Origin of the sequence: Gemmatimonas sp., assembly GCF_027531815.1 — a bacterium.
Taxonomy (GTDB): domain Bacteria; phylum Gemmatimonadota; class Gemmatimonadetes; order Gemmatimonadales; family Gemmatimonadaceae; genus Gemmatimonas.
On sequence record NZ_JAPZSK010000002.1, the window covers coordinates 213,245 to 229,017 of the forward strand.

15 protein-coding genes are annotated in these 15,773 nt (G+C 65.1%); 8 read left to right on the plus strand and 7 right to left on the minus strand.

The features are described from left to right. Nucleotides 1–263 precede the first annotated feature (263 nt). Nucleotides 264–827: a TetR/AcrR family transcriptional regulator gene (locus O9271_RS02125; RefSeq protein WP_298265741.1), complete on the plus strand. Its 564-nt coding sequence runs from the start codon at nt 264–266 to the stop codon at nt 825–827. Between the two features lie 233 nt (nt 828–1,060). After that, a complete protein-coding gene (locus O9271_RS02130) occupies nt 1,061–1,555 on the plus strand; it encodes a thermonuclease family protein (RefSeq protein WP_298265743.1) in 495 nt (164 codons plus the stop codon). An 85-nt stretch (nt 1,556–1,640) separates the two neighbouring features. Here O9271_RS02130 and O9271_RS02135 read toward each other — a convergent pair whose 3' ends face one another. From O9271_RS02135 to O9271_RS02145, 3 genes are read right to left on the minus strand one after another with little or no spacing between them, the layout of a single operon-like run. Beyond that, nucleotides 1,641–2,609: an alpha/beta hydrolase-fold protein gene (locus O9271_RS02135; protein ID WP_298265745.1), complete on the minus strand. Its 969-nt coding sequence runs from the start codon at nt 2,607–2,609 to the stop codon at nt 1,641–1,643. Further along, the gene (locus tag O9271_RS02140) at nt 2,606–3,592 is read right to left on the minus strand and encodes a hypothetical protein (protein WP_298265747.1); all 987 of its coding nucleotides are present in this window, start codon (nt 3,590–3,592) and stop codon (nt 2,606–2,608) included. Before O9271_RS02140 ends, O9271_RS02135 begins: the two co-directional genes overlap by 4 nt. 14 nt (nt 3,593–3,606) lie before the next feature. After that, nucleotides 3,607–4,161 (minus strand): hypothetical protein, encoded by a 555-nt coding sequence (locus O9271_RS02145; protein ID WP_298265749.1) that lies wholly within the window; start codon nt 4,159–4,161, stop codon nt 3,607–3,609. 480 nt (nt 4,162–4,641) lie between these two features. Between O9271_RS02145 and O9271_RS02150 the strand changes: the two genes are divergently transcribed. Together O9271_RS02150 and O9271_RS02155 are read left to right on the plus strand one after the other, a co-directional pair. Further along, nucleotides 4,642–4,869, plus strand: coding sequence for a ribbon-helix-helix protein, CopG family (locus O9271_RS02150; protein ID WP_298265751.1), 228 nt, complete (start codon nt 4,642–4,644; stop codon nt 4,867–4,869). Further along, the gene (locus O9271_RS02155) at nt 4,870–5,313 is read left to right on the plus strand and encodes a TA system VapC family ribonuclease toxin (RefSeq protein ID WP_298265753.1); all 444 of its coding nucleotides are present in this window, start codon (nt 4,870–4,872) and stop codon (nt 5,311–5,313) included. A 413-nt stretch (nt 5,314–5,726) separates the two neighbouring features. Here O9271_RS02155 and O9271_RS02160 read toward each other — a convergent pair whose 3' ends face one another. The 4 genes from O9271_RS02160 to O9271_RS02170 all read right to left on the minus strand — a co-directional run bounded on the left by O9271_RS02160 (nt 5,727) and on the right by O9271_RS02170 (nt 9,221). Beyond that, nucleotides 5,727–6,203: a protein-export chaperone SecB gene (locus O9271_RS02160; RefSeq protein ID WP_298265755.1), complete on the minus strand. Its 477-nt coding sequence runs from the start codon at nt 6,201–6,203 to the stop codon at nt 5,727–5,729. Further along, a complete protein-coding gene (locus O9271_RS02165; RefSeq protein ID WP_298265757.1) occupies nt 6,193–6,756 on the minus strand; it encodes a type II toxin-antitoxin system HicB family antitoxin in 564 nt (187 codons plus the stop codon). Before O9271_RS02165 ends, O9271_RS02160 begins: the two co-directional genes overlap by 11 nt. Next, nucleotides 6,753–7,007, minus strand: a complete 255-nt coding sequence (locus O9271_RS18430; RefSeq protein WP_343213861.1) for a type II toxin-antitoxin system HicA family toxin — start codon at nt 7,005–7,007, stop codon at nt 6,753–6,755. The genes O9271_RS02165 and O9271_RS18430 overlap by 4 nt, the downstream gene beginning before the upstream one ends. 447 nt (nt 7,008–7,454) lie before the next feature. After that, the gene (locus tag O9271_RS02170; protein ID WP_298265759.1) at nt 7,455–9,221 is read right to left on the minus strand and encodes a hypothetical protein; all 1,767 of its coding nucleotides are present in this window, start codon (nt 9,219–9,221) and stop codon (nt 7,455–7,457) included. Between the two features lie 563 nt (nt 9,222–9,784). Between O9271_RS02170 and O9271_RS02175 the strand changes: the two genes are divergently transcribed. From O9271_RS02175 to O9271_RS02190, 4 genes are all read left to right on the plus strand, one after another. Further along, the gene (locus tag O9271_RS02175) at nt 9,785–10,039 is read left to right on the plus strand and encodes a hypothetical protein (RefSeq protein WP_298265761.1); all 255 of its coding nucleotides are present in this window, start codon (nt 9,785–9,787) and stop codon (nt 10,037–10,039) included. Nucleotides 10,040–10,246: 207 nt separating this feature from the next. After that, nucleotides 10,247–11,758, plus strand: a complete 1,512-nt coding sequence (locus tag O9271_RS02180; protein WP_298265763.1) for an ATP-binding protein — start codon at nt 10,247–10,249, stop codon at nt 11,756–11,758. Nucleotides 11,759–11,822: 64 nt separating this feature from the next. Beyond that, the gene (locus O9271_RS02185; protein WP_343213859.1) at nt 11,823–15,020 is read left to right on the plus strand and encodes a helicase-related protein; all 3,198 of its coding nucleotides are present in this window, start codon (nt 11,823–11,825) and stop codon (nt 15,018–15,020) included. Then, a complete protein-coding gene (locus O9271_RS02190; protein ID WP_298265767.1) occupies nt 15,017–15,772 on the plus strand; it encodes a DUF4391 domain-containing protein in 756 nt (251 codons plus the stop codon). The genes O9271_RS02185 and O9271_RS02190 overlap by 4 nt, the downstream gene beginning before the upstream one ends. Nucleotide 15,773 lies beyond the last annotated feature (1 nt).

A 15,773-nucleotide genomic window follows, 5' to 3' on the forward strand; every position in this document is an offset into this window, starting at 1 on the left:
GCGTGGCGATTGGGCGGCGATCGCCGCCAGCGGCGCCCCCTCCAGGACGCCAAGGAACAGCACGAGATGGTACGGGAAGCGCATGGTCAGGCGGGTTGGGGGCGGGGGCGATTCCCGACCTGGGATTGCGCTCCGCCCGACGCGGGCAATATTTGCGAGTGATTACTCGCATACCACTCGCATCCTCACTCATGCGCGGCCGCCGCCGATCCCCTCCGGTCTCCCCTCGGAAAGCCCCGCAACAGGACCGCTCCCGGGCCCTCGTGGAGTGGATCGTCGAGGGCGCTACTCGCATTCTCGCCGCGGACGGACTCACTGGGCTGACCACGAATCGGGTCGCCGAGGTCGCTGGGATCAGCGTCGGTTCGCTGTACCAGTATTTCCCGAACAAGGACGCCATCGTGGTCGCGATCATCGAACGCGCCCAGCGCGAGACGGTCGCGGCGGTGGAGGCGGTCGCCGCGCAGGTGCAGGGCGCGCCGCTGGCCGACAGCGTGGCGGCGCTCGTGGACCTGGCGATCGCGGCGCAATACGATCGCAGCCGACTGGCCGCCGCCCTGGATCACGAGGAGCAGCGCCTCGAACTCGGGGCCGCGCTGGCGCCCGGGCACGAGCGCGTACGCGCGGCCATTGCCAGCGTGATCGGCGGGCACCTGCCCCCCGAGACACCCGACCTGGTGCTCGAGGCCGCGGATGACCTCTTCCTGCTCGTGCGGTCGATGGTCGACCATGCCGGTGCCGCGGGGCTGCCGCGCGACCAGACACGGCGACGTGTCCTGCGGGCGGCGCTCGGCTACCTCGAGGCCTGTCGCCGCACCGACCGCTGACCGCGGCAGCCGCTCTGCGGGTCAGCGCACCGGCCGCGCCAGGCAGTCGGCCCCGGCCAGGTTGGTGCTGTCCCCCCCACCGTTGGAGGTACGGGGGGAGGAGCGCTCATGCCGGGAGGCAACCATTTGCCATTGAGCGCCCATCCTCGGCGATTGTCGGACCCCTGCCGTAAGCTGGGGGATCGAGAGTTCCTGGTGACCCACGACGCGGCGATGTGCCCGAGGTTCGACCAATGACGATGCGTGCCTTGCTTGGAGTATTGCTGTTGCTGGCGTGTAGTGCCAATCCCGTGTCCTCGCTCGAGGAGCGGCAGAGCTGCCGCATTACCCGCATCGTCGACGGCGACACCGTCGACTGCGATGAGCAGCGCATTCGGCTCTTGCTCATCGACACCCCCGAGCGCAATCAGCCCCCCTTTGGCGCCCAGGCCGCGGCTGCCCTGGCGCAACTCATCCCCGTGGGGAGCGTGGTGCGGCTCGAATTCGACGTGCGCCGCACCGACCGGTACGGCCGCACCCTGGCCTATCTCCATACCGAGCGCGGCGTGTTCGTGAACGAAGCGCTCACGCGCGCCGGGTACGCCGTGCCGCTGGTGTACCCGCCCAACGTGCGCCATGTGGAGCGCATCCGCGCCGCCGCCGAACAGGCCAGGGTCGCGCGCGCCGGCCTGTGGTCGGTCGACGGCTTCGCGTGCCTGCCGGCGGATGCGCGCGCGGGTCGGTGTTGAGCCCTGCCGTCATGAAGCGAGCGTTCTTCGCGACGAGCGATAGGGACGGCCGTTCATAATCACACGTACCGGCTGCCTCGCCGCATCACGGGCCGCGGTAGAAGCTCCAGTTCCGTTCCCCGAGCGCCGCGAACAGCGCCATGGTATCGTGGTCCACGTTGGGGAGCAGAATGTACTCGTGCGCCACACCGAGCCCGCGAAGCAGCGTGCTGAATGCCGCGCTGGCCGGCGCCGTGTTGTCGGCATCGCCCACGACGATGCGGAGTCGTACGCGGGCCCCCGCGCGCTGCGCAAACGACTCCGCCACAGTGAGCGGGCTCTGCGCGCGATAGTAGGCCAGATCGTCACTGTACACCTCGCGAAAGATGCGGGCCCGCTCGGCGGGGTTGGCGCGCGCGCGCGGGCCGTCGAAGTCAAGGTCCAACGGACCGGCAGCGAGCATCGAGATGGCGCCGAAGCGTTCGGGGTAGCGCAGCCCGATGCGCGCCACGCCGTACCCGCCCATGCTGAACCCCTCGAGGATCCGCCCCTCGCGGGTGGCCACCGTGCGGAAGCGCGCGTCCACCTCGGCGACCAGGTCACGCGCCACCACCGTCTCCATGGGCGTGCGGCCGTCCTTGGAGTCGGCCCACATGCTCGACGTCATGCCGTTGGCGAACACCACCAGCATGGGCGGGATGCGTCCCGACCGGATGGCCGCGTCGAAGTGCGCGGCGACCGGCGCGATACCACCCAGCCCGCCGCCGGATCCGTGCAGCCAGTACAGCACCGGGAAACGCCGCGCCGGCTCGGCGTCATACTGCGGCGGCTGGTAGATGTGGTACGACACCGCGGTCCGCGCCGCTTCGCTCTGGAAGATGCGGTACACTACGCCAGGCGCATTGACCGTCGTCGTGACCCAGCCCGGTGTTGGCGTTGGCGGTTCGGGAGCCGGTTCCGCAGGGAGCGGCGCACTGCGCCCGCTGCACGCGATGCTCGAGGCGAGCAGTGTCGCTGCCCCGATGGTCCGGAGCGATGGCCAGAGGCCGCTGCGGCGGTGACGGTTGGGCGTCATTGTGGCCTGCCGTGCTTGCGGCGGCGGCCCTGTTCGGTGGTGCTGGCCTGCATGCCTTTCAGGCGGTCCCGCAGCGTTTCCACCAGACGCCGTTCGCCGGGACGCAGTTCGACCAGGATGGCGTCGGCCGCCTGTTCCCAGCGGTCACGATCTGCCACCCGCGCCGCCGAGTCGAGCGTCGTGAGGTGCGGCGTGATCCGACGGGCGAGGGCATCGGCCGCGTTCAGCACCGCAGGCCATGCCCGTTGCGCACCCGGGCGTCCACGTGCCAACCCGCGCCCTTCGCGACCTGTTGTCGAGTCCGTGCGTCGATGCAGCACATCGACGAGGGTGGCCACCAGCTCGAAGCGGGTCACCTCCGCCTCCGTCTGAATCCAGCAGGGATTGGGAAGCGCCCGCCCCGCGGCCATGAGCGGGAGGAAGAAGTTGTTGCCCGCGAACGGACCGTACGGCGACGGCACGAACCACACGTGCAGCATGTGCAGCGTGTTGCCGCTCCCGCCCCCGAGCCCGGGGTGGTCGTGCCATGCCGCCAGCGGGCTCTCGAAGAGCGCCGGCATCGTTGCGTCGGTCGGACCGCGAAAGGCAAAGGCCACGCCCACCAGGCTGTCCCGTCCCGCGATGCGCGTGAACAGCAGGTGATCGGGCGCGTCGGCTTGCACCGCGTCCTGCATGCGGTTCCGGCTGATCCAGTGCACGCCCATGGTGGGGATGTCACCGAATTGCGGGGTGAATCCGGCGGCCGATGCGGCATCCGTGCGGTTCAGCGTACCGGCCGAACGCACGAGCCGATCGATCATGGCGCGGTCGGATGCGGGCAGCCCCGTCCACGGTGGCGCGGCCAGCGCGCGGCAGTCGACCGGGGTGCTGGCGTGGCCCTGATGGCCGGCGTGGTCGTGCTGGGCGCGGAGTGACGCCGGCGAGGCCAGGAGGCCGACGCCGAAGACGGCAGGCAGAAGGCGTTGGAGGGACAAATCACGCATGGTGCAGGTTCCGGTCAGCGTCGCCGCGGTGTGTTGCCCCCGATCGGGACATTCGCGCCGGCGACCAGGCGAAAGCGGGCGCCGTCACGCACGAAGGTCCAGCGCCCCTCCACAAATGGCCGCACCGCGAGGCCGAGCGCCCGCGGTTCGATCCCCACCAGCAGGTTGGGCGCCGCGCGCGTCTCGCGTACGCCCGTGTCGCGGTCGTCGGTGCGCAGCAGCCCCACGCCACCGCCAACGTACACGCCGCGCAGTGGCACGGTGAGGTCCGCGTTGAGCTGCCAGTCGGTGGCGCTATCCCCAAGGAAGACGTCGCCACTTGGCACGAACGCGAGTCGTCGCGCCACGGGCAGCCGCAGTTGGGCCCCCGCGCTCCAGCGCTCGGCGACGAAATCATGGCCACCGCGAATACCAAGGGCGGCGGTGGGGGCGCCGAGGGCGCCGACCGGTAGTCGAGCCCCGCGACCGCCCTGCGTGGGGCCGCGTCGGGGACCGCGCTGCGCGTCGGCGACGTGCGGCAGCAGCGGGATCAGGCAGGCAATCACGGTCGCGTACAGTCGAATACGCATGAGGGCTCCAGAGGGGACACGCATGGGGCGAGCGTTGCCCCTGTCTCAGCGGGTTCGACGACCTGGCCGTCTGATTCGTTAACCGGTGGGAGCGGGGCCGTCGGTCGCCGGGCTGTTCAACCACGAGGACCCGGTGGCGCAGCGGAGATGCAGCATACGCACTACATACTTCACATGTGACATCGCTCGACGCGCATCGCCCGTACGACGTGCGACCGGCAGGAACGCATTGGCCCTGCCAATGCGAACGCCCGGACTCGAACCGGGATGGAGTGCCTCGCCGGCGGCCTGGACGGCATCCCGACAGGCAACGCCGCCACTCTTGCTGCGTGCGCGAACGCTTCCGCCACGGAGCGCGGGCTATGCGCGCGGTGGGACGCGAGGGCGTTGCCGTACACCGCCTGCCTGATGCGGGCGTACCCCCCGTTGCGACGGGCTCCATCCTTGATGGTTAGCCGTACATGCGGTATGGTTATCCATATGAAGACAACCCTGAACATCGACGACACGGTCATGGCCAGTTTGCGTCGCGAGGCCGCGCGCACTGGGCGCACCATGTCCGAATTGGTGGAGACGGCGCTGCGACAGCTGCTGCGACGGGCGCCGGCGGCCGCGGAGCTGCCGCCCCTGCCCAGCTTCCAGTCCGGCGGGGCGTTGGTGGATGTGTCCGACCGCGAGGCGCTGTACCGCCAGATGGAGGGGCGGTAGGTGTTCGTGGTCGACACCAACGTGCTGGTGTATGCCGCCGATGCCAACGCGCCCGAGCACCTGCGCTGCCGAGCACTGCTGGAGCGGTGGCGGCGTCAGGCCGGTGCCTGGTACCTCACATGGGGCAACTGCTACGAGTTCCTGCGCATCGTGACGCACCCGCGCGTCTTTCGGCAGCCGTGGAGCAGCGAGGCGGCGAACGAGTTCCTGACGGCGATCCAGCGGTCTCCGGGGCTGTCCATGCTGGTGCCTACCGAGCGCCATGCGGCCGTACTGGCAGAAGCGGTGGCCGAGGTCCCCGTGATTGGTGGCAATCTGTGGCACGACGCCGAAACAGCGGTGCTGATGCGTGAGCACGGCATTCGTCGGATCTGCACCCGCGATACGGACTTTGCCCGCTTTCCGTGGGTGGAGATGGTGGACCCGCTCACGGGGGAGCCGTAGGGCGGCGCCGCGTATCGCATTGCGGCACGCCCATCGCCAGTACGACGTGCGAACGCCCAGGAGCGCGCTGGTGCCGCCAATGCGAACGCCCGGACTCGAACCGGGATGGGTTGCCCCGCCAGCTCCTAAGGCTGAATCCGTAGGGAAGGCGGGGGATCCACCAGAGGGGCGTGAGCGGGCAGAACGGGTCAGGACAGGGCAGGGTGGTACGACAGTTTGTACTACATCCTGCTTCGACAAGCGGCGGTTTGGTTGATAAATCGTAGAGCCGTTGTGCTGCCGATTGTCACATGCGTCCGGATCCTCAAGACTCGTCTACAAGTTGTTCGGTTCCTGGGCATTCAGCTGGCCCTCACGAGCTGAGAGTAATCGCCCCAGCTCGTTGGTTCACGAGCTGGGGCGATTACTCTCAGTTAGTCATTTGCCTTCGGATCTCCGGAGTCCACAAGCTCCGGAAGTGCGATCTGATTTGGATCGAAGACCGATCGAAAGTTCACCACGGGCGGAAGTAACGGCGGTAACCCCGCCTTTACCACGGTGCTGACGACCGTCTCACGAATGAACGGATAGAGAATAGAAGGGCCGACCTGCGCGGCGACAAATCGAAGCTGCTGATCAGTGTCGTTCGGGTCGACGCTATCTTCGAGCTCAAAGACCGCGCGGTAGCTGGCACGGAGTGTAAGTGGCTTGAAGTCTTTGATCTCGATGCTGAGTTCAACGCCAAGAGAATGAGAAGTGATGCGGTTGAGGCCAAGGCCAAAAAGCAGTGGAGGAAACTCCGTGCTGAATGCCTCGCTCAATTCATGGCGGGTAAAGCTGAGCTGCCACAGCTCAGGGGGTGAAACCTTCAACCCTGCGCTGTGCATGTCTTTCGAGGCGTCACGAGACACTGGAGTACTCCCGTCCACGAAACGCAGTGGGCTCCTCATGTTCGGCAGCCATCAGCTGGTTAACCAACGTGAAGTTGTTTTGGCGGAACTGGTTTGGATTGCGCCCCCTCGAGCAATCAGTCCAACGCACAGCGTCGAAAGACAAGCTGCGGGGAATCTCTCGCTGATAGAACGTTTTCGCAGAGTGCCGGTCCACGATGGCAACAGTGACACGATTGACCGTCGGCTGAGGATCTATCTGCCGCTGAAAACACTGTGCCACCCAAGTGTTCAAGCTCTCGCCTGCCAGTGAAGCGGCTGTGGCAACCCGACGGTGCAGCTCAGGATCGATTCGAACGAGAAACTTTCCTGAGAACGGCTTCTCTGGGAGCTCGTTACGTGAGGCGCAAAAGTCGAGGTAATCGTCGATAGACTCCCTGAATGCAGTCCTGAGCTCATCGACGGATGTACCCTGAAAAGTGATGACATCGCGAGTGTGAAGAACCTGGCCGTGGAAAAGGCCTGCCTCGTCGTCAAACTCGACCTTCGCGATGTATCCCTTGTATTCCATCATGGGTTGACTCCTGCTGAGGAGAGAAATTGGCGGACTGACTTCACTGCGCCTTTGTCCGTCTCTTTCTCTGGATGCGGTCGGTGGAAGACCGCTCGAACGCCGTTTAGGGCAACGCGGACTCGTGATCCGTTTCCCTGCGAGATCGCTGCGCCAAGCGCTATGAAAAGACTCTCGATCTGAGTCCACTCGATGTTGGAGCGTACCGGATCTTCAAAAACGGCCTTGAGGGTGGTCCGCTGTCGATTGTTCATGTCGTCGGGGCAAGTCATTACGCTCACCAGCAACGCATGATACTACTACATGGTATCATCGGCAAGAGTTCCGAAAACATTAGGCAGCTTCAGGTTTCCACGGGCGCCTGGTGTTTTAAATGATTGTCGGATAATCGTTTAGCCGTCGATTGTGGCTTTGGGGTGGCCGTGGATCGTGAAGGTCGTCTTGCGAGAGTCGATCTGGCACCAAAGGGACTTGGCCACCAAGTCGAAGGTAGAGGACAACGGGATACCGATCGGGTTGGTGGGGCGCGTCTATTTGGTCTGGCCGCGACCTTAGGTAAATAAGTCCACTCTGAGGGGCCCGCGTCATGACGGCTGAGTTCCGAAGTCGCCAACCAAGACACCGACGCCCCCCCCGGATTTTCGGTGAGGCGTCGTCGGAGATGAACGAGCCTCGACCGACCACAGAGCGTCGCGTGCGGGTCAATCGAAGTTGATGTGGGCCCCGCAGTGGCCAATCACGATCACGCGGGCCTCAGCGTCCCACATGAAGTGGATGCGCAGCGTCTCATATTCGCTGTCTTTGACCCCGATCTTGAGATGCGGCAGCATCTCCACCGGCTGGCCCTTGTAATTGAACGTTCGAAGCTTCCGACCACGCTTGTTGTTGGCCACCGTGTCGGATTCATCGGGGGCGAATTCATTCTTCGTGAACACCTCCTTGGCCTGCGAATCAGGCTTGCCAGACGCCAGGTTCGCCCAGTAATCGCTCCCAAGGCGGCGGAGCAGATCGAAGGCCTTGCGGACCTTTCGAAATCCTTTGGCCGCATCGGCGGACTTCCACGCCGAATCGAGCACGACAAGACGATCGCCGTACAAACACGCCGCTGCCCGAAGCGCATCCACGATCGTTCCAGCGTCTCCCGCAATCGCGACGATGGAATCACGTGTCACCTCGTCCAACACCTGAGCCCCGTCACGGGGGCGATCGCGCAACTGGCTCATGCTCCCCTCAAGTCCGCGCGCCTTACTCTGGGCGGTACTGAGCTGCTCGCGCAGCTCGTCGCGCTCGAATTCCAATTGCTCGAGCTCTGAGTTCTTCTGAGCGATCTCCTGGTCTCGTTCCTCCAGGATGACCTCGAAATCCCTCACATCGGCTTGGAGTTCGTTGATGCTTGCCGTTAGGTCGGCCATCTCCGCCTGCGCGGCGGAGAATGCGGTACGATTTGCCAATGCCTGATGGCGGTCGCGCTCCTTGGCCACGCGCCGCCGAATCTGCTCCTCTCGAACCGCCTCGATGGTAATGTGACGACTGGCGTTCGTACGCGCGGTGCGGGCGGCTACACTCGCGAAGAGCCGACGCGTAGGGTCATCTCCCTCCACACGCCAATCATCGAGATCGACAGGGCGGAACGTCTGCGCCGGCACCTGATCCGCATAGGGACCGCTGGAGGCGGGGTAAAGAATTCGTACACCGCCGCCCCACGGGATCACATCGCGCCCGGCACGGTCCGCGAGCGTGTGCGTATCGACCGTGCCGGCGATTGCATATACGTCGGCAATGCCGCAGGCCAGCACACGAAGCTGTTGGACATCGACGAGCGGGACCCCGCCGGGCGGTGCGCTGATGACGACCAACGGCGCGGTGCGGCGTGGGTCGCGCAGGTGGGCAAGAAAGCTCTCGACGTTGCTGAGGTCGAGCGAGCGGGTCTCGAGACCAGGCGTCCCGACGAGCGGGGCATTCGCCGCCAACAGTCGGCCGACAACGCGTGGGCGGGTCGCGGCGACCTGAGGCAGGGCACTGCTGGCAATGTCCTGGGTGGCCAGCACCACAGTCGCCTGAATCGCGGTCGCCCCCTCTTCTGCCCTGATGCCTATTTCTGTGATCCACAGGCGCCCCGGGATCTTGGCATCAGGATGAGCATACCGAACTGCGTGCAGGTAAGGCGACTGTGAGTCGGTGTAGAGCACGTCGACCACAGCCCCGCTCGGGAGCGGGTACTTGCCGTTATGGGTGAGCGCCTCGGCCGGGATCGCTTCCCGGCGATCTGTCGCGATCCAGTTCGCAATCGAGCGCAGGATGCCAGTTGCCCCGCGGGAGGCGTCGAGGGCTAGACTGACGGCATAAGTGACGCGCAGGTGGCTGTGCGTGAGGGGCGGTTGCCGTGTACCCAACGGGCGTGGAAGGGCGGTCGATGCAGCCGAGGTGCTGGCGACAGCACGAAATGAACGCGGGGTAGGAGTCGTCATTGATTATCGGACGGTTTCAAGGGTCAGAAGGCTGGCGCCGAGGCTGCGGAGGCGCTCCCGCTCATGATGCACCCGCCCCCTGACAGTTCTGCCAGGGGGGCGGTCATGGACTACGGCAACTCACGCGGCATTGCACCCCTGACCTCAGCGCGCCAGAGAAACGTGCACGTGGGCGTCAACCTGATCGAGTACGATTTGCAACAGCGAAAGCGCGACTGCCGACGGAGCCACGAATAGGGGCTCGTCCACGGCCGAAAGCGACCCGTAATCGCCGTATAGGTCCGACGGCGGGCCGGATCCCTCCAGCCACCAGAGTGCGTCTCGGACCTCGGCCCGGAACTGCGGATCCGGCTCACGTGCTCCACCTCCCCGGGTATGTCCACCGGCCCGCCGACCGTTGGCTTGAGCTATACGAGCTGCTGCATCGACTCCCCCCTCAGGAACGGCCCTCACGGGGGCTATTCGCCAAGAACCGCGGTCAGACACTATGGGACTGGGCGTGTGGTCGGCGCGGTCTCTTCCCACCGCCTGGCCGACAGCCATGGGCAACCTTTATTGGCGGATTGCCGGTAGCGATCGTCGCGCGCCTGTTGCCCACCTGGGCGGGCATGGTCGGCTGCGCCCCCGTCGACGCTCGAACGCTGGAGGGGGCCCTCGGGCGGATCGGGATGGCGGCGGTGATCGAGGAACTCGATGCGGCTTGGCTAGACGCGCTGTCGAGCGGTGCCAAGTCCGTCCCCTTCACCCCGTTCACGTGGGTACCAGCGCAGGGGACGTGGTATGCCTTCATGAACGAGCTCGACCGATTGCAGCCGTAGCCCGAGAGGTGCTCCTCGGGCGGTGAGGGATCCGCGGCGAACGCCCGTGAGTGGTAGGGAGGTGGGTGCCCGGCGAGCCGGCGGGCTGGCAAGGCGGTAGGTTAGGGAGTCAGTCGCCCTGTGGCGTCTGGAGTATGATACGCGTGTAGCATATACTGTACGTGTTTCATATCTGCTTCGGCCAACCTTTCCCCGCCGACATCTCTCTTGCCCGCCCGCCCCACCAAGAGGCGCTCCACTGCCGGCGCCCCCGCAAGCGCCGCGCCGCCCGTCCGGCCAGAGCTGGTCGATCGTGAAACGGAGCTGGCCGAGCTGCGCCGTCTGGCCGATGAGCGCCGGCCGGTTCTTGCGCTGCTGTACGGGCGTCGGCGCGTGGGGAAGACCTTCTTGCTCGACCACGCCTGGCGGGGCCACCGGCATTTCTATTTTCTGGCCGCGGACACCACCGCCGAGCTGAACCGGCAGGAGCTGTTGCGGGAGCTGCGCGCGCAGGTGGGTGAGGGCGTCGATACCGATCCGGCCAACTACCCTAGCTGGCGGACGGTCTTTCGGCTGCTGGCCGACCTCGCCACGGACGAGCCGCTGGTGGTGGTGCTGGACGAGTTCCAGTACCTCATGGCCAAGGAAGACGACATCGTGTCGCATCTCGTGGCCGTGTGGGACCGTGAGCTGCGGGGGCGCCCGCTCATGCTGGTGTTGTGCGGCTCCGAGGTGGCCACGATGGAACGTCTCGAAGCCGGTGACGGCCCGCTCTACGGTCGGTGGACCTGGGCGGCTCGGCTGCGCCCCTTCAACTACTACGACGCCGCGGCCATGGTGCCGGACCGGTCGCCCCGCGAGGCCGCGCAGGTGTACGGCATCTTCGGGGGGACCCCGCGCTTCCTGGCGACCATCAAGCCGGGGGAATCGCTGGCCGATCGGGTTGTCGAGTCGGTACTCTCGCCGCGGGGCGAGGTGCACTTGCAGCTCGATCGCATCATCGAGCAGGAGAAGGGCATCCGCGAGCCCGCCGAGTATCGCGCCCTGTTGGCGGCGATTGCCGGCGGCAAGACGCAGCTCGAGGAGATCGTGCAGGCCACGGGGCTTGGCGATCGAGCCAATGCGGTGCGTCGTGTGGCCATTCTCGAAGGGCTTGAGCTCATCGCCCGCGAGCGCAATTTCGACGCGCATGAGAAGGCGGCGTGGCAGCATCGCATCGCAGACCCCGCCGTACGCTTCTGGTATCGCTTCGTGCAGCCGAATCGCAGCCGGCTGGAGACGGGGGGCGCCCGCCAGGTGTGGACAAAGCGCGTCGAACCACTGCTCAACGACTACATGGGGAAGGTCTTCGAAGGAATCTGTCGCGAGGCCTACACGCGCCACCACGAAACGTGGGGACTGCCCGGCGCTGTCGATTGGGCGCGATGGGAGGGAAAGGATCGCAACCGCCGCCCCATCGAGATCGACATTGTGGCACGGTTGGACGACGGCCGCATCCTGACCGGGGAGGTGAAATGGTCATCCAAGCCGGTGGACGCCGCAGTGCATACGGATCTGATGCGCGACCTCGAAGACCTTGCCGCGTCAGGGCAGGGATGGGCGAAGGATGCGCTCGCTGCTACGAAATCCGCTGGGTACATCTACTTCTCGGCGGCAGGCTTTACCGAGGACTTCACTTCGCGTGCAAGCGAGGATGCCCGGATACGATTGATCACCCTCGATGCTATGTACGAACGCTGACAAAGCGAAGTGATCACGCCACAACGTTTACGACCGCCATGCCCAATAGGGGAGTAATCCGACATTGAGACTTGTTCCGAACACGGGCAATGATCGCGTGATCGACCTCGTTCGACCGTTGATCAGCGGTGGCCATCAGCTCGACGTGGTCTCTGGGGCCTTGTCGATCTTTGCGTGCGGTGAGCTACTTGGAAGCGACGCCCTACCACCGACTTGCCGGTTGGTCCTCCCTCGCGATCTGGATGGGCACGCGCTGGTAGGGGCAAGCGAAGATCGTGCTGCGAGGAATCGCCTCGGGGGCCGCTGGCTCGCCGCCAAGCTGCGCTCCGTGATCGAGCGGCATGCCGAGGTACGCCTCGCCAAGAACGGTGTCCCGCAGGGGACGGTGGTCCTCAGGGATGCATCGGGCTCGCCGGTGCAATCGCTGATGGGGGCAGTCGCGCTGTCCTCGGACGGCCTTGGGCTTGCGCCCGGAAACCCGCTCGGCCTGATCCAGGCGACAGAGAACGCGGCGGAGGCCGGTGCACTCGCCCAATGGTTCGATACCCAGTGGGCCGCGCTACCAGATACGCCAGAGTCAAAAGCGTCGCTCTTGGCGTTGCTCGAGGAGATTGCTCGGCATCGCGACCCGCACCTTGTCTATACGACGGTGCTGCACCACCTGCTTTCGGCGCGCGGCGACGAGCTCGACGAAGAGCAGGTCATCAAGTCCGCGACCGGTATTCGGAACACGCAGGTGTGGAAGAAGCTATTCAAGTTCCAGCGCGACGGTGTCGTGGGGGCCATCGACAAGCTCAATCGCTTTGGGGGCTGCATCATCGCCGACAGTGTTGGGCTCGGAAAGACGTTTGAGGCACTCGCCATCATCAAGTACCACGAACTGCGCAACGATCGGGTCCTTGTGTTGTGCCCCAAGCGACTGCGGGACAACTGGACGCTGTACAAGGCGAACGACCGTCGTAATGTGCTCGCGGGCGACCGCTTCAACTACGATGTGCTCAACCACACGGACCTGTCGCGTGACGGGGGGCTCTCCGGCGACATCGATCTGTCGCACGTGAACTGGGGCAACTACGACCTGGTCGTCATCGACGAGTCCCACAACTTCCGGAACAAGAAGACCCCACAAGCGGGCGGAGAGACACGCTACGATCGTCTGATGCGCAAGATCATCCGCGAGGGGGTGAAGACGCGCGTATTGATGCTGTCCGCGACCCCGGTCAATAACCGCATGGCGGACCTTCGGAATCAGATCGTGTTCGCGACCGAGGGCAACGATGCTGCGTTCCTAGAGCATGGTATTGGCAGTATTGATAGCACCACGCGGCTGGCGCAAAAGCAGTTCAACCGCTGGTTGGACTTGGATGAGTCTGAGCGGACGCCCACGCGGTTAATTGAGATGTTGGGCTTCGACTATTTCACGCTCCTCGATCTCCTGACGATCGCCCGTTCGCGCCGGCATATCGAGAAGTACTACGGGCTTTCCGAAACCGGCCGGTTCCCCGACCGCATGAAGCCCATCAACATCAAGGCCGATGTGGACCGGGACCGAACATTCCCGGCTATCCACGATATCAATCTGGAGATTCGCCGCCTCAAGCTCGCGGCGTACGCCCCGCTGCGGTACGTCCTCCCGCACAAGCAGGAAGCCTACGACCGGAAGTACAGTACGCAGGTGAAGGGTGGCACCGGCTTCTTCCGACAGGTAGACCGCGAGGAGAGTCTGATTCACCTGCTCCGCGTCAATCTGCTGAAGCGCATGGAAAGCTCAGTCTTCGCGTTCGCGTTGACCGTTGAGCGCCAGCTCCAGGACGTCCAGGCGACGCTTCGTCGCATCGAAGGAGAGTCGATCGAGCTGGAAGAGATCGATATCGACGACGTTGATGTCGATGACCCGGCCTTCGAGAGCCTGATGGTGGGCCGCAAGGTCAAAGTGCTACTGCAGGACATGGACCTCGTGCGTTGGAAGCAGGACCTGATCGAGGACCGCAATCGGCTCGCTACTCTTGTTGCCGCCGCGCGTGACGTGACGGCCGAGCGCGACGCCAAGCTTGCGGCGCTGCGCGAGGTGATCGCACACAAGCATCGTAGGCCGCTCAACGAAGGGAACCGAAAGGTCCTTGTCTTCACGGCCTTCGCCGATACCGCCCGCTATCTCTACGAGCAGCTGGCGCCGTGGGCGAAGGCGCAGCTGGGTGTGGACACCGCGTTGGTCACGGGGACCGGCAGCAATCAAGCCACCTTGCCGGGGCTGCGCCGGGACTTGGCGTCCATTCTGACCGCGTTCGCGCCCCGCGCGAAGGAAAGACCAGAGGACCTTGCAGCCGAGGGTGAAATTGAACTCCTCATTGCTACCGACTGCATCTCTGAAGGGCAAAACCTCCAGGACTGCGATTGGCTCATCAACTACGACATCCACTGGAACCCGGTTCGCATCATTCAGCGATTCGGGCGCATCGATCGCATTGGCTCTCCCAACGCTCGTATCCAGCTGGTGAACTTCTGGCCCAACATGGAGCTGGAGGAATACATCAACCTGGAGCAGCGGGTCAGCGGGCGCATGGTACTCCTCGATATCTCGGCGACTGGCGAGGAGAACCTGATCGAGCAGCAGTCCGGTAACCAGATGAACGATCTGGAGTATCGCAAGAAGCAGCTGCTGAAGCTGCAGGACGCCGTGATCGACCTCGAGGACCTTTCTACGGGGGTTTCCATTGCTGATCTGACCCTGACGGACTTCCGCATCGATCTGGCCGAGTTCCGGAAGGCGAATCCGGACGTACTGGCGTCGGTCCCCATCGGGGTGTCTGCGGTGACGACGACCAGCGACGTCGAGGTCCCACCAGGGATAATTTATTGCTTGCGAGCCGAAGGCGAGGCGGCGGCACGGCTCCCAGAAGGGGGATATCCGTTGGCCCCGCACTACTTGGTGCACGTGGGGGAAGATGGCGCTGTGCTTCTGCCCTATACGCAGGCAAAACAGATCCTCGACCGACTCAAGCGCGTCTCACATGGCCGAGATCTACCTGATGCGGGGGCGTGCGCACGCCTCGATCGGGAGACGAAAGGCGGCGCTGACATGCGCCACGCCCAGCGGCTGCTTTCCGCGGCCGTCGCCTCCGTTGTGGGAAAGAGCGAAGAGCGTGCGGTTGCGAGCCTGTTCAGCCCAGGGGGGACGCACGCGCTGGCTGGGGAGTTCGCGGGCGCCGATGATTTCGAGGTGTTGGCTTATCTGGTGATCCTTCCCGAGGGCGCGACGTGACAGGCGATGAGGTGGTCGCCGCGCTGGAACTGCCAGCCGCGGCACGAGTGGATCGTCGCATCCCGAAGACGCTGCTTGGGGAGCATGGCGCCCCCACGGCCGCAGATAAGCGTCGGATCAATGAGGGGATCGAGCAGATTCAGTGGGTGGCCGCGCTCAAGCCGACCACCATCGGCGTGGGGGCCTACCACGATGCGGCGCGTGAGTACCTTGAGATAGCGGTCATCCGGGTCACGTTCCGGGGCGAAGGAAAGGCAGACCGGTTGCTCGAGCTGCTCCATCGTGCCATCCCGTACCCAGTACTCGCGGTAGCAGACGCCGACGGGCGGACCCAGGTATCGGTGGCGCATAAGCGCTGGTCGCAGAGCGAAGCGGGTAAGACGGTGCTCGACGGCGACCCCATCACGGTAGACGCACCGCGGGAGAGCGCCGCGCATCGGAGTGACTTCGCTGCTGCGCTGGCCGTAAGCCGGCAGCCGCGGACCTCCCTCCTCGCGCTCTATCACGGCTGGTTGGATGCGTTGCTGGCGCTGGACGCCGCCCGACTGTCAGGGCGCTACTCCATATTGCCCACACAAGAGGGCCGGCAGGCGCGTTGGACTGCCCTTCACGAGATCCTCCGACTCGATGCTGAGATCGCGAGGCTGCGGGCGGCGGCGGCCAAAGAGAAGCAGATGGCGCGGCAGGTGGCGCTGAATCTAGAACTCAAGCGCGCTGAGGCCGAACGGGCCGAGGCGCTCGGAAGACTTTGAC